20 protein-coding genes are annotated in these 18,839 nt (G+C 54.1%); 13 read left to right on the top strand and 7 right to left on the bottom strand.

Annotated elements, in window-relative coordinates; genetic code table 11:
- Positions 1-84 precede the first annotated feature (84 nt).
- The 5 genes from tcyJ to C3406_RS13085 all read right to left on the bottom strand — a co-directional run bounded on the left by tcyJ (position 85) and on the right by C3406_RS13085 (position 5,369).
- Positions 85-885, bottom strand: a complete 801-nt coding sequence (tcyJ, locus tag C3406_RS13105; RefSeq protein WP_103822437.1) for a cystine ABC transporter substrate-binding protein — start codon at positions 883-885, stop codon at positions 85-87.
- An 88-nt stretch (positions 886-973) separates the two neighbouring features.
- Complete coding sequence (gene fliZ / locus C3406_RS13100) at positions 974-1,525, bottom strand: flagella biosynthesis regulatory protein FliZ (protein ID WP_103180129.1); 552 nt, start codon at positions 1,523-1,525, stop codon at positions 974-976.
- A gap of 55 nt (positions 1,526-1,580) precedes the next feature.
- Positions 1,581-2,300: an RNA polymerase sigma factor FliA gene (fliA, locus tag C3406_RS13095; protein WP_039030897.1), complete on the bottom strand. Its 720-nt coding sequence runs from the start codon at positions 2,298-2,300 to the stop codon at positions 1,581-1,583.
- A 208-nt stretch (positions 2,301-2,508) separates the two neighbouring features.
- Positions 2,509-3,714 (bottom strand): flagellin lysine-N-methylase, encoded by a 1,206-nt coding sequence (gene fliB / locus C3406_RS13090; RefSeq protein WP_103822438.1) that lies wholly within the window; start codon positions 3,712-3,714, stop codon positions 2,509-2,511.
- 77 nt (positions 3,715-3,791) lie between these two features.
- The gene (locus C3406_RS13085) at positions 3,792-5,369 is read right to left on the bottom strand and encodes a flagellin N-terminal helical domain-containing protein (RefSeq protein WP_103822439.1); all 1,578 of its coding nucleotides are present in this window, start codon (positions 5,367-5,369) and stop codon (positions 3,792-3,794) included.
- A 252-nt stretch (positions 5,370-5,621) separates the two neighbouring features.
- Here C3406_RS13085 and fliD point away from each other — a divergent pair, with 252 nt between their 5' ends.
- The 4 genes from fliD to amyA are packed head-to-tail and all read left to right on the top strand — an operon-like array spanning position 5,622 to position 9,369.
- The gene (gene fliD / locus C3406_RS13080) at positions 5,622-7,034 is read left to right on the top strand and encodes a flagellar filament capping protein FliD (protein WP_103822440.1); all 1,413 of its coding nucleotides are present in this window, start codon (positions 5,622-5,624) and stop codon (positions 7,032-7,034) included.
- 12 nt (positions 7,035-7,046) lie between these two features.
- On the top strand, positions 7,047-7,457 hold the full coding sequence (gene fliS / locus C3406_RS13075; RefSeq protein ID WP_103822441.1) for a flagellar export chaperone FliS: 411 nt from the start codon (positions 7,047-7,049) through the stop codon (positions 7,455-7,457).
- Positions 7,454-7,825: a flagella biosynthesis regulatory protein FliT gene (gene fliT, locus C3406_RS13070; protein WP_103822442.1), complete on the top strand. Its 372-nt coding sequence runs from the start codon at positions 7,454-7,456 to the stop codon at positions 7,823-7,825. The genes fliS and fliT overlap by 4 nt, the downstream gene beginning before the upstream one ends.
- Positions 7,826-7,884: 59 nt before the next feature.
- Positions 7,885-9,369 (top strand): alpha-amylase, encoded by a 1,485-nt coding sequence (gene amyA, locus C3406_RS13065; protein ID WP_103822443.1) that lies wholly within the window; start codon positions 7,885-7,887, stop codon positions 9,367-9,369.
- Between the two features lie 50 nt (positions 9,370-9,419).
- Here amyA and yedD read toward each other — a convergent pair whose 3' ends face one another.
- Positions 9,420-9,833, bottom strand: coding sequence for a lipoprotein YedD (gene yedD, locus C3406_RS13060; protein WP_103822444.1), 414 nt, complete (start codon positions 9,831-9,833; stop codon positions 9,420-9,422).
- Positions 9,834-9,901: 68 nt separating this feature from the next.
- A complete protein-coding gene (gene fliE, locus C3406_RS13055; RefSeq protein WP_103822445.1) occupies positions 9,902-10,216 on the bottom strand; it encodes a flagellar hook-basal body complex protein FliE in 315 nt (104 codons plus the stop codon).
- 227 nt (positions 10,217-10,443) lie between these two features.
- Here fliE and fliF point away from each other — a divergent pair, with 227 nt between their 5' ends.
- From fliF to fliN, 9 genes are all read left to right on the top strand, one after another.
- Entirely contained in the window at positions 10,444-12,123 is a 1,680-nt protein-coding gene (gene fliF / locus C3406_RS13050; RefSeq protein ID WP_103822446.1) for a flagellar basal-body MS-ring/collar protein FliF, read from the top strand.
- Positions 12,116-13,111 (top strand): flagellar motor switch protein FliG, encoded by a 996-nt coding sequence (gene fliG / locus C3406_RS13045; RefSeq protein ID WP_103822447.1) that lies wholly within the window; start codon positions 12,116-12,118, stop codon positions 13,109-13,111. The genes fliF and fliG overlap by 8 nt, the downstream gene beginning before the upstream one ends.
- Complete coding sequence (fliH, locus tag C3406_RS13040) at positions 13,104-13,811, top strand: flagellar assembly protein FliH (RefSeq protein ID WP_103822448.1); 708 nt, start codon at positions 13,104-13,106, stop codon at positions 13,809-13,811. The genes fliG and fliH overlap by 8 nt, the downstream gene beginning before the upstream one ends.
- Complete coding sequence (gene fliI / locus C3406_RS13035) at positions 13,811-15,181, top strand: flagellar protein export ATPase FliI (protein ID WP_103822449.1); 1,371 nt, start codon at positions 13,811-13,813, stop codon at positions 15,179-15,181. The genes fliH and fliI overlap by 1 nt, the downstream gene beginning before the upstream one ends.
- Before the next feature lie 20 nt (positions 15,182-15,201).
- Positions 15,202-15,645: a flagellar export protein FliJ gene (fliJ, locus tag C3406_RS13030; RefSeq protein WP_103822450.1), complete on the top strand. Its 444-nt coding sequence runs from the start codon at positions 15,202-15,204 to the stop codon at positions 15,643-15,645.
- Positions 15,642-16,841, top strand: coding sequence for a flagellar hook length control protein FliK (gene fliK, locus C3406_RS13025; protein ID WP_103822451.1), 1,200 nt, complete (start codon positions 15,642-15,644; stop codon positions 16,839-16,841). Before fliJ ends, fliK begins: the two co-directional genes overlap by 4 nt.
- Before the next feature lie 111 nt (positions 16,842-16,952).
- Positions 16,953-17,420: a flagellar basal body-associated protein FliL gene (gene fliL, locus C3406_RS13020; RefSeq protein ID WP_103180148.1), complete on the top strand. Its 468-nt coding sequence runs from the start codon at positions 16,953-16,955 to the stop codon at positions 17,418-17,420.
- A 4-nt stretch (positions 17,421-17,424) separates the two neighbouring features.
- Positions 17,425-18,429 carry a flagellar motor switch protein FliM gene (gene fliM / locus C3406_RS13015; protein WP_103180149.1) on the top strand — a complete coding sequence of 335 codons (1,005 nt, stop codon included), beginning with the start codon at positions 17,425-17,427 and terminating at the stop codon, positions 18,427-18,429.
- A complete protein-coding gene (gene fliN / locus C3406_RS13010; RefSeq protein WP_103180150.1) occupies positions 18,426-18,839 on the top strand; it encodes a flagellar motor switch protein FliN in 414 nt (137 codons plus the stop codon). The genes fliM and fliN overlap by 4 nt, the downstream gene beginning before the upstream one ends.

Genomic DNA, 18,839 nt, shown 5'->3' with positions numbered 1-18,839 from the left:
AAGTCTGATTTTTTTATTATGCACGTTGATGGCGAGGAAATAAAAAAGGCGCTTATCAAAGCGCCTTTTTTTTCAGTCAACTGCTTACTTTGTGACGTCTGCACCGAACCATTTTTCGGAGAGCGCCTTCAGGCTGCCGTCTTTCTGCATCTCGGCAATGGCACCATCAACAGCTTTGACCAGATCCTCGTTGCCTTTGCGGATCGCAATGCCCGCTTCCTGACGGGAGAAGGCATCACCGGCAACGGCCAGGGTGTTGTTGGTCTTCTTCACCAGATCCAGCGCCGCCAGGCGGTCAACCAGAATGGCATCAATACGGCCTACGCGCAGATCCTGGTATTTGGTCGGGTCGTCGTCATAGGTGCGGATATCAACGCCCTGCACGTTCTGGCGCAGCCACTCTTCGTAGTTAGTCCCCAGACCGACGCCCACTTTTTTATCTTTCAGGTCGGCAGCAGATTTAATGGAGCCTTCGTTACCTTTTTTCACCAGCGCCTGGATACCGGAGACGGTATACGGGGTGGAGAAGTCATACTTTTTCTTACGTTCGTCAGAGATGGTGACCTGGTTAATCACCACATCAATACGTTTTGAGTCCAGCGACGCCAGCATGCCGTCCCATTTGGTCGGCTTCAGCGAGGCTTTCACACCGAGGTGTTTTGCCAGCTCTTCGGCAAACTCCACCTCAAAACCGGTCAGTTTACCGTCGTCACCCTGGAAGCTGAACGGAGGGTAGGTCCCTTCCAGCCCAACCAGCAGCGTGCCGCGCTCTTTAACTTTGTTTAAAAGACCCTCTGCGGCGAAGGTCTTGACGCTCATACCCGCAACCAGCGCAACGGCCATTACACCCATCAGCGCCTGACGACCCAGAAGTGCAAATTTCATACATACCCCGATATGATTGGAATTTTGGTTGTAGTGTAGGGCGTTCAACCGCAAGGTCAAACACGACTGCGCTACATGTTATTCATTTTTAATATATATCAGAAGTTGTTTCACGGTGGACTTTCTGCTTCACCGCCATCGGCATTTGCGACCTGTATTGCGCATATTTGCGCAGCGCGATCCGGTAGTTGTTGGTGCTGGTCGCAGGCAGCCACGGCTCCAGATTTTCATCCAGATAACCGTCGGTCAGAAGCTCACGGGAAATATTCAGCGAGGTCAGATGCTGGCCAAGACGACGCAGACGCACAACGTACTCGCGCACCGTTCCGTGGCTCATCTCTGTCTGTTCAAACAGGAACTGTTTGAAACCAATAATATCGAAAAAGTCGCTCTGCTCTTTGCAGTGCAGATCGCCACAAAAACGACATAACGCCACCCACTCCTGCTGCTCTTGCTGCCAGCCGGCTTCATCCAGCAGGGTATCGAGACGGGAGATCGCGATTTTATTGACGATCTCTCCACGACGGACCAGCGTGATGCGGTCAAGCAGTTTATGGCAATGGGCGCAATGCGTCTGGCTGTGTTTAAAGTCTTTCAGGTAGCGGCTTAATGGCCGTCTTTTAGATTGCTGCACCGTCATGATAACTCCTGGTTGTCAATACGTTGTGCGGCACTTAACGGGTGACAAGGATCACCTATAACTTACCCAGCTTGGTACGTAAGCGTTTAATGGCCTGGCTGTGCAGCTGGCTAACCCGCGACTCCCCTACTTCCAGCACGGCGCCAATCTCCTTGAGATTGAGCTCTTCCTGGTAATAAAGGGTCAGCACCAGTTGTTCACGTTCCGGTAAAGCTTCAATAGCTTCCATTACGCGCTGGCGTACGTTGCCTTCCATTAACTGGTGCAACGGGTTTTCCTGCTGATGATCGTCCGTCACCAGTTCAATGCTATCGCCATGCTCTTCACGCCACTCATCATAAGAGAAGAGTTGGCTGTTGTTGGTATCGAGCAACATCTGACGGTAGTCGGCAGTAGTGATCCCGAGACGATCCGCAACTTCGGTTTCCGTCGCGTTACGTCCAAGCTCCTGTTCCAGCTGCCCCATCGCTTGCGCTACTTCGCGTGCATTGCGGCGGACGCTGCGCGGCACCCAATCCCGACTGCGCAGTTCATCCAGCATCGCACCACGAATACGCTGTACTGCGTAAGTCGTAAATGCCGTTCCTTGCAGAGCGTCGTATCGGTCAACTGCATTCAGTAACCCGATCCCGCCCGCTTGTAGCAGATCGTCCAGTTCCACACTCGCCGGCAGACGTACCTGAAGCCGCAATGCTTCATGACGCACCAGCGGAACATAACGCTGCCACAGCGAGTGTTTATCCATTACACCTTCAGCGGTATAGAGTGAATTCACGATAAACAGCCCTGCGTTAGTTGAGTTATCGGCATGATTATCCGATTCTGGAGGGGTTTTAATCGTGTGAAAAGGGGGAGAAATGGGGGGCTATTTGACTTTTGTTAGCTATCAATACCTTATCATGATGCTAATATTTTTTATTTTTACTTTATTATCAATTACTTAAATAAGTGACGGCAAAGTGTACTTTTTGCCGTCAGGAAGATTACGCCAGAAGATGAATCATGGAAACATCATCCCCTAACCTTACGCTCTCGATGTGGCGATAAAAGGCATCTGTCACCGCTTTATTATGCTGACTAAGAGAATGGAAACTGTAAACAATATTTGTAAGATCTTCGATGTCTGCATGCCCACGTTCCTTAACGCAAGCAGACATGAGCATCTTGATAAAATAGTATTCTGCCACAATCATATAGAGTGCGCGTAGTGGCGGCACTCCTGATTGATTAGGGAAATCATTTTGCCAGAACTTATAAAGAATAAAATTCTTAAGGGCAAAGTGACTTTCGCGCATACCTAGTATTACCTGTTCATTCCAGTAAGCCTCCAGGCCGCTAATCCTTCCTTCAATATTGATCTCTTCGCCAGAAACCAGATTACGTAGCAAACATTCAATATAGTGGTTAATAACACCGCTTCCACGTGAAACCGGGGCATTACGGAAAAAGTCCTGCATGAGCATAACCAGAGACGATTTCACCTTACTGTCGATAGATATTGACGCAAGTTCAGTTTTCATCTCGCCTGACTGCAATTGATCCGCCAGTAACGCATAAGCATTTTCGATTTCAGAAAGGTTACTTTTATTAATAGTGTCATATTTTTCAATGAAAATTAAAAATTTGATGGTCGCGTAGAGAGCCGTTTCCACATCGGAACTCACGTAATCTATCAAGCTCATACAAAAAAGGTTTAGTAATTTGCTTTGCGTGGTAAGTGAAGGGTGATTATTGAATTTTTCTTGCAATCTAAGATGCTCATTTAAACGCATGGCATCGGCATTATTAAAAATGAGAGAAGCAACTTCCGGGCAAGAAATGTTAAGCGAATTTTGCTCTTCAGCCTTGTAAAGGCGCTGCATGCGCGGAAATACCGTACAAGTGTGGCTCAGAGCCTGAGCGCCTAACTTTTTATGTACTAAGCAAAGGCGTGCTTCATCCAGGTAAGGGCAGTTTCCAGTCTGCTGAGAAAGTTTAATAACTCCCCAATCATGGACGCTGTTTTTTACCAGCTGAATATTCGCCTCAGCAATGGTCCTGATTTGAAAATCTTTGCTGGCAACATACTTTTTAACCGTATGCTTATCCAACGATATTTTCCAACCTTTACAGCAATGATCCCGGCAGGCCCCGCCAGTACACTTAAAATCTTTAACAAAGGCAGGTTCATTAATTCTTACTTCTCTCATGTATCCAGCTCCAGTCGAAAAAAAGGCAGCTTTCGCTGCCTTGATTATCGTTTACTCGCGTAGAGTCAATCGCTGGATTAACGCAGCAGAGACAGTACGTTCTGAGTCGTTTGGTTAGCCTGGGCCAGAACAGAAGTACCAGCCTGCTGCAGGATCTGCGCGCGGGACATGTTGGAAACTTCAGTTGCATAGTCAGCGTCTTCGATACGGCTACGTGCAGAAGACAGGTTGTTTACGGTGTTGCCCAGGTTAGTGATGGTAGAATCGAAACGGTTCTGAACCGCACCCAGGTCGGAACGCAGGGAGTCAACCTGTGCCAGCGCATCATCAATTGCACTCAGCGGATCAACCATAGCTTCTGTACCGACGGTAACTTTACCTGCGTTAGCTGATGAAGGATCCAAATCAGCAGTTGCATTATAGTAAGAAACTTTTCCATCAGTATTAGTATTCTTAACAAAATACTGAGTGGTGGTGTTACCAGAGCTATCTTTAACATCACGAGAAAGCAGTTCATTAGTACCTTTCAGGGTGCTATTAACGTCCGTCATGTTAACTGCGATTGCTGGTTGAGCCGCTGTAGTTTTACCAGGGATGTCCAGAACGTTGTTGGTGCTCGCTTTGGTATAGCCGGTGCTGTAATCAGTGGTACTCGCATCTTTCGCGCCTAAAGTTACGGCACCAGTAGCGAGGTCGATTGATGCAGCTGAATAGGTGTCAGAGCCAATTTTAACGGCATAAGCACCAGTGTCATCTTTACGATAAACTTCGAATGCCGGTGCTGGTGTAGCATTGCTATCTTTAAGAGTAGCTCCAGCCAAAGTAGCCTGGGATACGATATCGCCATTACCATCAACGAAGGAGTTTTGGTTACCTTCAGTTGGAGTAGCAATTGCGGTGCTACCAGAGTTGAAACTGATGGTGTTAGTTGATGAATCATACGTACCGGTATAATAATCGCTACCAACCTGAACAGCGAGTGAGCCGTCATCCAAGACTTTTGCTTGTGGTGCGGCAGCAGTATTAGGGAACTGAAGAGCCAGTTTAGTTGCTGGGACAGTCTGCGGCAGAACTGCATCTTTGATGTTCGAACCAACAGCGTTCAGATCTTTGCTGCTTACCTGGTTAGTCAGGTCCAGTTTATCCAGGCCCAGAGTTTTAGAGGTGATCTCTTTCAGGTTGATTTCGATGGTTTCACCGTCGTTCGCGCCAACCTGGATTTTCAGAGTCTGGTCAGAAGCCAGCACTTTCACGCCGTTGAATTGAGTCTGGCCGGAAACACGATCAATCTCGTCCAGGCGCTGACTGATTTCAGCCTGAATGGATTTCAGGTCGGAATCAGAGTTAGTACCGTTGGTTGCCTGTACGGACAGTTCACGCACACGCTGCAGGTTGTTGTTGATCTCAGACAGAGAACCTTCAGTGGTCTGCGCGATAGAGATGCCGTCGTTGGCGTTACGGGACGCCTGAGTCAGGCCCTTGATATTAGACGTGAAGCGGTTAGCAATCGCCTGGCCAGCAGCATCGTCTTTGGCGCTGTTGATACGCAGACCAGAGGACAGACGCTCGATAGCAGAGCCTAAAGCAGACTGAGATTTGTTCAGGTTGTTTTGGGTCAACAGCGACAGGCTGTTAGTATTGATGACTTGTGCCATGATCTTTTCCTTATCAATGTCTTTTGATGTTGATGGGCTGTGGCCCACGGTTTCTCACCGTTAACCATGTATCGGCACCTTAATTTCGAACTTTAGAATTTTTTAATCTTCGGCCCATATTTTTTTAGCCCCTGAATTACCCCCTTTATTAGGTACTATTCCGGTCATCATTTTTTCCATCTCATCATTAAACTTTATCTCTACATTGCCGATAACGTGGCTAACCACTGTTTGCAATTGAAGGGATTACGCATGGCATCTTTTACTTCATTGGGTGTAGGTTCCAACCTGCCTCTGGATACATTACTGGCGAATCTGACTACTGCTGAAAAGGGACGTCTGACTCCTATCACGCAACAGCAGAGTAGTTTCTCCGCCAGACTTACAGCATTTGGCACCTTAAAAAGTTCTCTGGAAAAATTCCAGACGGCTAACACCGCCCTGAATGATGCCACTCTGTTTAAAAGCACTACTGCGGTCAGTAATTCTACGGATCTTACGGTAAGCACAACGGCAGGCGCTGCTGCAGGCACCTATAAAGTAAATGTTACTCAGCTGGCGCAGGCTCAATCAATTCGTACCACCAGTACGGTGACCGACAGTAAAGCCGCACAGGGTAACGATAACGCAGAACGTACGCTGATTATCAAGCAGGACGGGAAAGATGAACCGGTCGAGATCAAGCTGACAAAAGAGCAAACATCTCTGGAAGGTATGCGGGATGCCATTAACAACGCCAACGGCGGTGTTTCTGCCAGCATAGTAAAGGTGAAAGACAATGATTATCAGCTGGTGCTGACCTCATCGGAAACCGGCCTGACAAACAAAATGAGCATCTCTGTTTCTGGCGATGAAACGCTCAATCAGTTTATTAGTTTTAATAACCCAGATGTGACGGGCAATAACGTTGAGCAGATCGTCGAAGCCAAGGATGCCGAACTGACGGTCAATGGCATCAATATTGTGCGCAGTAGCAATACCATCACCGATGCACCGCAGGGCGTTACCCTGAACCTGACAAAAAAAGTCAGTGATGTCACGGTAACGGTAAGCAAAAGTAACGATAAATCCACTGCCGCAATTAAAAGCTGGGTAGATGCCTATAACTCGTTAGTAGATACAATCGGCTCCCTGACTAAATACACCTCCGTCGATGCAGGTGCCGATGCACAAAGTACCAGTAACGGTGCCCTGCTTGGCGACAGTGCAGTAAGAATTATTCAGACGGGTATCCGTGCCCAATTCTCTGCGGGTGGCAATGACGGCAAGTTCCAGACCTTAAACCAGATGGGGATCACGCAGGACGGCACCACCGGCAAACTGAAAATCGATAATGACAAACTGAGCAAAGCATTAAGTGACAACTCGGTTGATGTTCAACAGCTGCTGGTAGGCGATGGTAAAGAAACCGGGATCACCACCAAAATTGCTTCTCAGGTGAAGGGTTTTCTGGCTGACGACGGTGTTATTGATAGTGCACAAGACAGCATTAACAACACACTGAAAAAATTGACTAAACAGTACCTTTCGGTAAGTGCCAGTATTGATGACACGATTGCGCGGTACCAGGCCCAGTTTACGCAGCTGGATACCATGATGAGCAAACTCAACAACACCAGTTCTTATTTGAGCAGCCAATTTGAAGCCATGAGCAGCTCTTCATAACACGAGGTAGACATGTACACCGCGAGCGGTACCAAAGCCTATGCGCAAATCGGTGTGGAGAGCGCTGTCATGAGCGCCGATCCGCACCAGTTAATTGAAATGTTATTTGATGGCGCGTATAGCGCCCTGGTCCGTGCTCGCCTGTTTATGCAGCAGGGTGAAATAGTCGCGAAAGGCGAGGCGCTTAGTAAGGCCATCAACATTATCGATAACGGGCTTAAAGCAGGGCTGGATCGAGACAACGGAGGAGATATTGCAGACAATCTCTCTTCCCTTTACGACTACATGATCCGTCGTCTGTTGCAGGCTAATTTACGCAATGACATTCAGGCCATCGAAGAAGTGGAAGGGTTACTAAGCAATATTGCCGATGCCTGGAAACAGATCTCACCGAAAGCAGCTTCCCAGGAGTCTCGTGCATGACCTCAGCCGTGGAGTTTCTCAACCGTTGGCAGCGCATCGCGTTGTTGAGCCATTCTCTGCTGGAGCTTGCGCAGCGAGGAGAATGGAACCTATTACTGGAACAGGAAGTTATCTATCTGCAAAGTATCGAAACGGTTGCAGAGGCGCAAACTCCACCGGGCCTGACACGAAATATTCAGGATATGGTTGCAGCTTATATCAAACAGACAATCGATAACGAGCAACAGCTGAAATTATTGTTAAAAAATCGACTGGATGAACTGAGTGGATTAATCGGCCAAACATCGCGCCAACAGTCGCTGAATCATGCTTACGGACGTCTGTCCGGTATGCTGCTAGTACCTAACTCGCCTGCCCCACCCCAATAATTTCCTAAAAATCGTCCATACTCCAGAAGTCAGCCGAAACGGCTTCTGGAGCACGGAAGATGAAAAACCCCACCCTTTTGCAGTTCTTCCATTGGTATTACCCTGAAGGCAGTCAGCTTTGGCCGGAAGTGGCCGAGCGCGCCGATGGCTTAAATGATATCGGTATTAACATGGTCTGGCTGCCCCCGGCGTATAAAGGCGCGACCGGCGGCTACTCTGTCGGCTATGACTGCTACGATCTCTTCGATCTCGGCGAGTTCGATCAAAAAGGATCTATTCCCACTAAATACGGTGACAAAACCCAGCTGCTTGCCGCTATCGACGCGCTGAAACGCAACAATATCGCGGTGCTGATGGACGTAGTCGTGAACCACAAGATGGGCGCCGATGAGAAAGAGGCCATCCGCGTTCAGCGGGTTAACGCCGACGATCGCAATCAGATCGATGACGAGATTATCGAGTGTGAAGCCTGGACCCGCTACACCTTCCCGGTTCGCGCCGGAAAGTATTCAAAATTCATCTGGGATTACAAATGCTTCAGCGGCATCGACCATATAGAAAACCCTGATGAAAATGGCATCTTCAAGATCGTCAATGATTACACAGGTGATGGCTGGAACGATCAGGTCGATAACGAGATGGGAAACTTTGACTACCTGATGGGCGAAAACATCGATTTTCGTAACCGTGCGGTAACCGAGGAGATCAAATACTGGGCGCGCTGGCTGATGGAGCAAACCCATTGCGACGGCTTCCGTCTGGACGCGGTAAAACATATTCCGGCCTGGTTCTATAAAGAGTGGATCGAACATGTCCAGGAGGTAGCACCGAAACCGCTGTTTATCGTGGCGGAATACTGGTCGCCAGATGTTGATAAACTGCGACAATATATCGATCAGGTGGAGGGGAAAACCATGCTGTTTGACGCCCCGCTGCACATGAAGTTTCACGAAGCCTCGCTGCAGGGACGTGATTACGACATGAGCCAGATCTTTACCGGCACCCTGGTGGAGGCCGCTCCGTTCCATGCGGTGACCCTGGTCGCTAACCATGACACCCAGCCGCTACAGGCGCTGGAGGCACCGGTTGAAGCCTGGTTTAAGCCGTTGGCCTATGCCCTGATTTTACTGCGCGAAAATGGCGTTCCCAGCGTCTTCTACCCCGACCTCTACGGCGCCAGCTATGACGATACCGGTGGTGACGGCGAGATGTACCACATCGATATGCCGGTGATTGAGCAGCTCGATCAACTGATCCTCGCCCGCCAGCGCTTTGCTCACGGTATTCAGACCCTGTGGTTCGATCACCCTAACTGCATCGCCTTCAGCCGCAGCGGCACGGACGATAATCCCGGCTGCGTGGTGGTGCTCTCTAACGGTGACGAAGGTGAAAAAACCATTACGCTTGGGGAAAACTACGGCCATAAAACCTGGAAAGATTTTCTCGGTAACCGGGAAGAGGTCGTCATCACCGACGAAACCGGTACCGGCGTCTTCACCTGCAACGGCGGTAGCGTCAGCGTGTGGGTTATAGAAGCGCAATAGTCGTGCGTTGATAGCCGGGCGGCGTTGCCCCTGCCCGGCCTGCAAATCCCTTAAGGCAGCTTGCTCTCAAGCGGATTTTTACTCAGGTAATTTGCACACTCGACGGTAGGTTTGTCGACGCGCTGCAGGATCATGCCATCGTACTCAATGGCGGAGCCTTCCCGCTCCAGCGGGTAGATATCCAGCTTGCGGGTGACGTTGTAATAATCGTCAGAACGCAGCATGATTTTCCCCGGCACGGCCACCACGCGCTGCCACTGCCGGCAATCGAGGGTATCCCCCTCTTGTGTCACGACCAGCGTCGCGATCGCTTCCGGGCTGACCATGCTGCTCTGCGGCCCTTTCGACTGCCAGTAACCCGCCAGTTCAGCCGGGACAGGATGTTTGATCACGTCCTGATATCTGTCGACCTGCACACAGCCGGTTAAGGCCAGCAGCCCCGCTATAATTGCTATTTTTTTCATCATGATTCCGTCTATGTCGAAAAAAATAGTGTGGCATTAAAGCCGTCGCGTCGCCAGCACCAGAAGGACTAAACCTGCATAGACATGACGTCCTGGTACGCCTGCATCAACTTATTACGCACCTGAATGCCCATCTGCATCGATACCGATGCTTTTTGCATATCGGCCATCACATCATTCAGACCAATGCCCGGTACGCCGAGGGTGAATTTTTCGCCCTGCACGCGCGCCGCAGTTTGCGTGTCGCTGATCCGGTCCAGCGCCGCATGCAGCTGGCCCGCGAAGCTGACCGTCGACTGCACATCAGCCACGTTCTGATTACGCGCAGACATCGCCGTTGCCTGCAGTTGGCTGATGACGCTTTCAATGCCCTGTATTGCCATGACTTTCCCCTGATGGTTTTCTACGCGCTCAAGAGTAGCAGTCTGTCAATGAGATAAAGGCGCTAAATAGCGTTAAAAAACCAGGTTATTTGACGCATAGAAATTCCCGTTTCAACAAATAATGGCACAGCCATGATTATGGAATTTTTTGTGTGTTTGCCGACCCGGGAGTCTGTTTTGTTTCTCCACACTAATAATGAAATCCACGATGAGTCGCGAGGTGCGCTATGAGTGCGTCAGCAACAACAAGCCCTCAAACTAAATCTCTCGAATGGATGAGCCGCTTGCGCGCGAACCCTAAAGTGCCGTTGATCGTGGCAGGCGCTGCCGCCATCGCGATTGTTGTCGCTATGGTCTTATGGGCCAAACAACCAGACTACCGCACGCTTTTCAGCAACCTTTCCGATCAGGATGGCGGCGCTATCGTCACCCAGCTCACCCAGATGAACGTCCCTTACCGCTTCGCGGATAACGGCGGCGCGCTGGAAGTCCCCGCCGATAAAGTTCATGAACTCCGCTTACGTCTTGCCCAGCAAGGTCTGCCGAAAGGCGGGGCAGTAGGCTTTGAACTGCTGGATCAGGAAAAATTTGGCATCAGCCAGTTCAGCGAGCAGGTGAACTATCAGCGCGCACTGGAAGGCGAACTGGCCCGTACCATCGAAACGCTGGGTCCGCTGAAAAGCGCCCGTGTTCACCTGGCCATGCCGAAACCGACCCTGTTTGTCCGGGAGCAAAAAGCCCCTTCGGCATCCGTCACCGTTAATCTGCAGCCTGGCCGCGCGCTGGACGAAGGGCAGATCAGCGCGGTGGTACATCTGGTCTCCAGCGCCGTGGCGGGTTTACCGCCGGGTAATGTGACCCTGGTGGACCAGACGGGTCGCCTGTTAACCAAATCCAATACCGGCGATCGCGACCTCAATGACGCGCAGCTGAAATATGCCACTGATGTGGAAAATCGCATTCAGAGCCGCATCGAAGCCATTCTCGGGCCGATTGTTGGGACAACCAACGTTCATGCCCAGGTTACCGCGCAGATCGATTTCTCCGATAAAGAGCAGACCGAGGAGCAGTATCGTCCGAACGGCGATGCCGCCCAGGCGGTGATGCGTTCGCGTCAGGTAAACGAAAACTTGCAGGTGGGCGGCCCCTTCCCGGGCGGCGTACCGGGTGCGCTCTCTAACCAACCTGCCCCGGCCAACACGGCGCCGATTAATGCGCCAGCGCAGAATCAGCAGAACGGTCAGCAGGCGAATCAGCAGCAAACGACGGCTGCGGCCAATTCCGGCCCGCGCACCAGCAGCCGCAACGAAACCACTAACTACGAAGTCGATCGCACTATTCGCCACACCAAAATGAACACCGGTGATGTGCAGCGCCTCTCCGTGGCGGTGGTCGTCAACTACAAAACCCTGCCGGACGGTAAGCCGCTGCCGCTGACCGCCGAGCAGATGAAACAGATCGAAAACCTGACCCGTGAAGCGATGGGTTACTCAGAGAAGCGTGGCGATACCCTCAACGTGGTGAACTCGCCGTTCAGCGCGGTTGACGATAACAGCGGTGAGCTGCCGTTCTGGAAAACTCAGTCCTTTATCGCGCAGATGATGGATGCCGGTCGCTGGCTGCTGGTGGTGATTGTCGCCTGGCTGCTGTGGCGTAAAGCGGTACGTCCGCAGCTGGTACGCCGCGCCGAAGAGGCGAAAGCGCTGAAGGAGCAGACCACGCTGCGTCAGGAAACAGAAGAAGCGGTGGAAGTCCGTCTCAGCAAAGATGAACAGCTGCAGCAGCGCCGTGCTAACCAGCGCATGGGCGCTGAAGTAATGAGCCAGCGTATTCGCGAAATGTCAGATAACGATCCGCGCGTCGTGGCGCTGGTCATTCGCCAGTGGATGAGTAACGAAAATGAGTAACCTTACCGGAAAGGATAAAAGCGTCATCCTGCTGATGACCATTGGCGAGGACCGGGCGGCAGAGGTGTTCAAACACCTCTCCCAGCGCGAAGTGCAGGTTCTCAGTGCGGCAATGGCCAACGTGCGTCAGATCTCCAACAAACAGCTGACCGACGTGCTTGCGGAGTTTGAGCAGGAAGCGGAACAGTTTGCGGCGCTCAACGTCAATGCCAACGAATACCTGCGCTCGGTGCTGGTCAAAGCCCTCGGCGAAGAGCGTGCCGCTAGCCTGCTGGAAGATATTCTCGAGACCCGCGATACCGCCAGCGGCATCGAAACGCTCAACTTTATGGAGCCGCAGACCGCAGCCGATCTTATTCGCGACGAGCATCCGCAGATCATCGCCACCATCCTGGTCCACCTCAAGCGTGGTCAGGCGGCGGATATTCTGGCGCTGTTCGACGAGCGCCTGCGTCACGATGTGATGCTGCGTATCGCCACCTTCGGCGGCGTCCAGCCGGCAGCACTGGCGGAACTGACCGAGGTGCTGAATGGCCTGCTCGACGGCCAGAACCTCAAGCGCAGCAAAATGGGCGGCGTGAGAACGGCGGCCGAAATTATCAACCTGATGAAAACGCAGCAGGAAGAGGCGGTTATTACCGCAGTGCGCGAATTCGACGGCGAGCTGGCGCAAAAAATTATCGACGAGATGTTCCTGTTCGAAAACCTGGTCGACGTGGACGACCGCAGTATCCAGCGCCTGCTGCAGGAAGTGGACTCCGAATCGCTGCTTATCGCCCTCAAAGGCGCCGAACAGCCGCTGCGCGAGAAGTTCCTGCGCAACATGTCCCAGCGTGCGGCGGATATCCTGCGCGACGACCTTGCCAACCGTGGTCCGGTGCGTCTGTCTCAGGTGGAAAACGAACAGAAAGCGATCCTGCTTATTGTGCGTCGTCTGGCAGAAACCGGCGAGATGGTCGTAGGCAGCGGCGAGGATACCTATGTCTGATGAACTGCCGTGGAAGGTCTGGACCCCGGACGACCTCTCCCCTCCCCGCGCGGAATTTGTCCCTGCGACCGTCGACCCTGCCGGGCTGGGTGAGGAGGAGGACGAGCCAGAGCTGAGCGAAGAGGAGCAGCGCGCGCAGCAGCTGGCACAGATCCAGATGCAGGCGCACGATCAAGGCTACGCGGCCGGTCTGAACGAAGGTCGGCAGAAGGGCCAGGAGCAGGGCTATCAGGAAGGTCTGGCTCAGGGGCTGGCCCAGGGTTTAGAGCAGGCGCGTGCCCAGCAGGCGCCGATCCATGCCCGGATGCAACAGCTGGTGAGCGAGTTCCAGAATACGCTGGACGCGCTGGACAGCGTTATCGCTTCGCGCCTGATGCAGATGGCGCTCGAGGCGGCACGCCAGGTCATCGGCCACACCCCGCCGGTGGATAATTCATCGCTGATCAAACAGATCCAGAGTCTGCTGCAGCAGGAGCCCTTGTTCAGCGGCAAACCGCAGCTGCGCGTTCACCCGGACGATCTGCAGCGCGTGGAAGAGATGCTCGGCGCGACCCTGAGCCTGCACGGCTGGCGTCTGCGCGGCGATCCGACCCTGCATCACGGCGGCTGCAAAGTCTCTGCCGATGAAGGGGATCTGGATGCCAGCGTGGCAACCCGCTGGCAGGAACTGTGCCGCCTGGCGGCACCGGGAGTCATCTGATGACCGCTCGCCTCACCCGCTGGCTCACCACCCTCGACAACTTTGAAGCGAAGATGGCGCAGCTGCCCCCCGTTCGTCGTTATGGCCGCTTAACCCGCGCCACCGGTCTGGTACTGGAGGCGACGGGTCTGCAACTGCCGCTGGGGGCCACCTGCATTATCGAACGGCAAGACGGCAACGAGATCCACGAAGTCGAGAGTGAAGTGGTCGGCTTTAACGGCCAGCGTCTGTTCTTAATGCCGCTGGAAGAGGTCGAAGGCGTGCTGCCCGGCGCGCGGGTCTATGCCAAAAATTTCTCCAGCGACGGACTGCACAGCGGCAAGCAACTGCCGCTCGGCCCGGCGCTGCTCGGACGGGTGCTGGACGGCGCCGGAAAGCCGCTGGATGGCCTGCCCGCCCCCGATACCACCGAAACCGGGGCGCTGGTCACGCCGCCTTTCAACCCCTTACAACGCACGCCGATCGAGCACGTGCTGGATACCGGCGTTCGCCCGATCAATGCCCTGCTGACCGTCGGTCGCGGCCAGCGTATGGGCCTCTTTGCTGGCTCCGGCGTGGGGAAATCGGTGCTGCTCGGCATGATGGCCCGCTACACCCAGGCCGACGTTATCGTGGTGGGGCTGATTGGCGAGCGTGGCCGTGAAGTTAAAGATTTTATCGAGAACATCCTCGGTGCGGAGGGGCGTGCCCGCTCGGTGGTGATTGCCGCCCCGGCAGACGTCTCTCCCCTGCTGCGTATGCAGGGGGCCGCCTATGCCACCCGTATCGCCGAAGATTTTCGCGACCGCGGTCAGCACGTGCTGCTGATCATGGATTCCCTGACCCGTTATGCGATGGCCCAGCGTGAGATCGCCCTGGCGATTGGCGAGCCACCGGCCACCAAAGGCTACCCGCCTTCGGTGTTTGCCAAACTCCCGGCGCTGGTTGAGCGCGCCGGGAACGGCATCAATGGCGGGGGCTCCATTACCGCTTTTTACACGGTGCTGACCGAAGGCGACGACCAGCAGGACCCGATTGCCGACTCGGCGCGTGCGATCCTCGACGGCCATATCGTCCTGTCGCGCCGTCTGGCTGAGGCGGGCCACTATCCGGCCATTGATATCGAAGCCTCCATCAGCCGTGCGATGACGGCACTGATTACCGAGAAGCATTACGCCCGGGTGCGTAACTTCAAACAGCTGCTCTCCAGCTTCCAGCGCAACCGCGATCTGGTCAGCGTGGGGGCGTATGCCAAAGGCAGCGATCCGATGCTCGACAAGGCGATCGCCCTGTGGCCGCATCTGGAGGCGTATCTGCAGCAGGGTATTTTTGAGAAGGCCGACTGGGAAAGCTCAATCCAGGCTCTGGAGATGATCTTCCCGCAGGTGTAACAGGGTAGAGGGCGAATGTCATGGCACAACACGGCGCATTAACCACGCTGAAAGATCTGGCCGAGAAAGACGTTGATAATGCCGCGCAGCACCTTGGGGTGATGCGTCGCGGACAACAACAGGCGGAAGAGCAGCTGAAGATGTTGATTGACTACCAGCATGAGTATCGCACCAACCTCAATACCGATATGACACAGGGCATCGGCAGCCAGCGCTGGATCAACTATCAACAGTTCATCCAGACCCTGGAGAAAGCGATCGAACAGCATCGCCAGCAGGTGGTTCAGTGGAGCAATAAAGTCGACCTTGCGCTGACAGCCTGGCGAGAGAAAAAACAGCGTTTACAGGCCTGGCAGACACTGCAGGATCGCCAGATTGCCGCCGCAACCCTGGCGGAAAGCCGTCTCGATCAGAAAAAAATGGATGAATTTGCCCAGCGGGCAACAATGAGGACCCAGGAATGATCACCCTTCAACAACTGCTTTCGAGCGACAGCGATCTTACGGCTGGCACGCGGGGCGGAAAAGCGGCCGACGGCGCGCAGGATTTTCTTGCCCTGCTGGCGGGCGCGTTAAGCGATGCCAAAGGTCAGGGCAAAGATGTCGGCCTGACGCTGAACGATCTCCAGACATCGGGCGGCAAGTTCGCCAAAGCGGCGCTGCAAACCGGCGCCGCTGATAGCGACGTTGACGCCGATGCCGGCAAGCTTGCCGAGCTGCTGGCGCGTCAGGATCTGACGCTATCCGATGAAGATGCCAGCCAGCCGGGGCTGGCGCACGGCCTGCTGCCGGTCGCCAAAAGCGAGGTGCTGAAATCGCTGACCCAGGCCGCTAAAGAGGCTGACAGCAAAACGGAGCTCAGCGAGGAAGAGCTGGCGGGATTAAGCGCCTTAATGGCGATGCTGCCCCACCAGCAGACCGCAACCGCGGCTACCCCTCAGTCAGTGAGCGCCGGGAGTCTGGATGTGAAGGCGACGCTGAACGGCGATCGTGGTCATCAGCCAGCGCTGGATACCGATGCGCTGCGCACCGCGAAAACCGTGGCTCAGGATAAAGGTGCGGCTTTAGCTTCTGACACCCAACTGACGCCAGCCGTCGCCGCGGCAACGACCAAACAGGGCGCAGAGAGCACGCCATCCCCGACCGGGCCAACCGCCACGATGGGGCCGATTGTCAGCAATCTTACCTCTGCTCAGCCGTCGATGGCCGCCGCACCGGTGGTCAGCGCCCAGTTGGGTAGCAATGAATGGCAGCAGACTATCAGCCAGCACATCACGCTGTTCACCCGTCAGGGTCAGCAGAGCGCCGAGCTGCGTCTGCACCCGGAAGATCTGGGCCAGGTGCAAATCACGCTTAAGCTGGATGATAACCAGGCGCAGCTGCAGATGGTGTCTGGCCATAGCCACGTTCGCGCGGCGCTGGAAGCGGCGCTGCCGGTGCTGCGTACTCAGCTGGCGGAAAACGGTATTCAGCTTACGCAAAGCAGCATCAGCAGTGAAAACTTTAACGGCCAACAGCAATCCTCTTCTCAGCATCAGCAGCAGGCATCCCGCGCCGGCAATGCTGGCGGATTTGATGAAGAGAGCGATGAGCTGCTGGCAGCACCGGCCTCCCTGCAGTCTGCAGCACGTGGAAACAGTGCCGTCGATATCTTCGCCTAAACCTAAACGCCAGAGGTAGCGTGATTATCCCCGTCTTTTCGACCCTTTGACGGCGACAGGACACGGGATAATCACTACATTAGCAGTCCCGAAACAGGAAGCACGCAACAGATGACTGACTCCGCCATCACCAAAAAAAGTAAGCGTTCCATCTGGATCCCGCTGTTGGTGTTAATTACGCTCGCCGCCTGCGCCACCGCAGGTTACAGCTACTGGCGTATGAATAAAGCCCCTTCAGCCGAAGCCAAAGTGGAGCCACCACCACCGGCGGCACCTGTCTTTTTCGCGCTGGATACCTTCACCGTTAACCTGGGCGACGCCGATCACGTCTTTTACGTGGGCATTACGCTGCGTCTGAAAGACGAAGCCACGCGCGCGCGTCTGAGTGAATACCTGCCGGAAGTACGCAGCCGTCTGCTGCTGCTGTTTTCTCGTCAGGATGCCACCCAGCTCTCTACCGATGAAGGTAAGCAGAAGCTGGTGGAAGCCATTAAGCAAACGCTGGCCGCACCTCTGATCAGCGGTCAACCTAAGCAGGAAGTCACCGACGTTCTGTATACAGCTTTCATTCTGCGGTAAAGACATGGGCGACAGTATTCTTTCTCAGGCGGAAATCGATGCGCTGCTCAACGGCGACAGCGATAAAGCCGACGAACCAAAAGCGGGCCTGGCGGGCGAAAGTGATATTCGCCCCTACGATCCCAATACCCAGCGTCGCGTGGTGCGCGAGCGTCTGCAGGCGCTGGAGATCATCAACGAACGTTTTGCCCGTCAGTTCCGTATGGGGCTCTTTAACCTGCTGCGCCGTAGCCCGGATATCACCGTCGGCGCGATCCGCATTCAGCCGTATCATGAGTTCGCCCGTAACCTGCCGGTGCCGACGAACCTCAACCTGATCCATCTGAAACCGCTGCGCGGCACGGGTCTGTTCGTCTTCTCGCCAAGCCTGGTGTTTATCGCCGTGGATAACCTCTTCGGCGGCGACGGACGGTTCCCGACGAAAGTGGAAGGCCGTGAGTTCACCCACACCGAACAGCGCGTCATCAACCGCATGCTGAAGCTGGCCCTTGAAGGCTATAGCGACGCATGGAAGGCGATCCACCCGCTGGACGTGGAGTATGTGCGTTCCGAGATGCAGGTGAAGTTCACCAACATCACCACTTCGCCAAACGACATTGTGGTTAACACCCCGTTCCACGTGGAGATCGGCAACCTGACCGGTGAATTCAACATCTGCCTGCCGTTCAGCATGATTGAGCCGCTGCGCGAAGTGCTGGTGAACCCGCCGCTGGAAAACTCCCGCCATGAAGATCAGAACTGGCGTGAGAACCTGGTGCGCCAGGTTCAGCACTCCCAGTTAGAACTGGTGGCTAATTTTGCCGATGTGCCGCTGCGTTTGTCGCAGATCTTAAAATTAAAACCCGGCGATGTTCTGCCGATAGAAAAACCCGACCGCATCATTGCGCATGTGGATGGCGTGCCCGTGCTGACCAGCCAGTATGGCACCGTGAATAATCAGTACGCGTTACGCGTTGAGCACCTGATCAACCCGATTTTGAATTCTCTGAATGAGGAACAGCCCAAATGAGTGATATGAACAATCCGTCCGATGACAACACCGGAGCACTGGACGATCTGTGGGCTGAGGCGTTAAACGAACAAAAAGCACCGGCCAGCAAAAGCGTTGCCGACTCGGTATTCCAGCAGCTGGGCGGCGGCGACGTCAGCGGTACGCTGCAGGATATCGATCTGATTATGGATATCCCGGTCAAGCTGACCGTGGAGCTGGGCCGTACCCGCATGACCATCAAAGAGCTGCTGCGCCTGACGCAAGGTTCCGTGGTGGCGCTGGATGGTCTGGCCGGTGAGCCGCTGGATATTCTGATCAACGGCTACCTGATCGCCCAGGGTGAAGTTGTGGTTGTCGCCGATAAGTACGGCGTGCGCATCACCGACATCATTACCCCGTCTGAACGTATGCGTCGTCTGAGCCGTTAA

Origin of the sequence: Leclercia sp. LSNIH8 (genome assembly GCF_002920195.1) — a bacterium.
Classification (GTDB): Bacteria; Pseudomonadota; Gammaproteobacteria; order Enterobacterales; family Enterobacteriaceae; genus Enterobacter.
The sequence above is the reverse complement of the archived record's forward strand: the minus strand, read 5'-3'. Positions and strand labels throughout refer to the sequence as shown.

Bases quoted from the DNA above. Each gene is read 5' to 3' on its own strand.
- fliG (WP_103822447.1), top strand. From the start codon at position 12,116: ATGAGTAACCTTACCGGAAAGGATAAAAGCGTCATCCTGCTGATGACC.
- fliI (WP_103822449.1), top strand. From the start codon at position 13,811: ATGACCGCTCGCCTCACCCGCTGGCTCACCACCCTCGACAACTTTGAA.
- fliT (WP_103822442.1), top strand. From the start codon at position 7,454: ATGACCTCAGCCGTGGAGTTTCTCAACCGTTGGCAGCGCATCGCGTTG.
- fliM (WP_103180149.1), top strand. From the start codon at position 17,425: ATGGGCGACAGTATTCTTTCTCAGGCGGAAATCGATGCGCTGCTCAAC.
- fliJ (WP_103822450.1), top strand. From the start codon at position 15,202: ATGGCACAACACGGCGCATTAACCACGCTGAAAGATCTGGCCGAGAAA.
- fliK (WP_103822451.1), top strand. From the start codon at position 15,642: ATGATCACCCTTCAACAACTGCTTTCGAGCGACAGCGATCTTACGGCT.
- fliL (WP_103180148.1), top strand. From the start codon at position 16,953: ATGACTGACTCCGCCATCACCAAAAAAAGTAAGCGTTCCATCTGGATC.
- amyA (WP_103822443.1), top strand. From the start codon at position 7,885: ATGAAAAACCCCACCCTTTTGCAGTTCTTCCATTGGTATTACCCTGAA.
- fliE (WP_103822445.1), bottom strand. From the start codon at position 10,216: ATGGCAATACAGGGCATTGAAAGCGTCATCAGCCAACTGCAGGCAACG.
- fliF (WP_103822446.1), top strand. From the start codon at position 10,444: ATGAGTGCGTCAGCAACAACAAGCCCTCAAACTAAATCTCTCGAATGG.
- C3406_RS13085 (WP_103822439.1), bottom strand. From the start codon at position 5,369: ATGGCACAAGTCATCAATACTAACAGCCTGTCGCTGTTGACCCAAAAC.
- fliD (WP_103822440.1), top strand. From the start codon at position 5,622: ATGGCATCTTTTACTTCATTGGGTGTAGGTTCCAACCTGCCTCTGGAT.
- fliH (WP_103822448.1), top strand. From the start codon at position 13,104: ATGTCTGATGAACTGCCGTGGAAGGTCTGGACCCCGGACGACCTCTCC.
- tcyJ (WP_103822437.1), bottom strand. From the start codon at position 885: ATGAAATTTGCACTTCTGGGTCGTCAGGCGCTGATGGGTGTAATGGCC.
- fliS (WP_103822441.1), top strand. From the start codon at position 7,047: ATGTACACCGCGAGCGGTACCAAAGCCTATGCGCAAATCGGTGTGGAG.
- fliN (WP_103180150.1), top strand. From the start codon at position 18,426: ATGAGTGATATGAACAATCCGTCCGATGACAACACCGGAGCACTGGAC.
- fliZ (WP_103180129.1), bottom strand. From the start codon at position 1,525: ATGACGGTGCAGCAATCTAAAAGACGGCCATTAAGCCGCTACCTGAAA.
- fliB (WP_103822438.1), bottom strand. From the start codon at position 3,714: ATGAGAGAAGTAAGAATTAATGAACCTGCCTTTGTTAAAGATTTTAAG.
- yedD (WP_103822444.1), bottom strand. From the start codon at position 9,833: ATGAAAAAAATAGCAATTATAGCGGGGCTGCTGGCCTTAACCGGCTGT.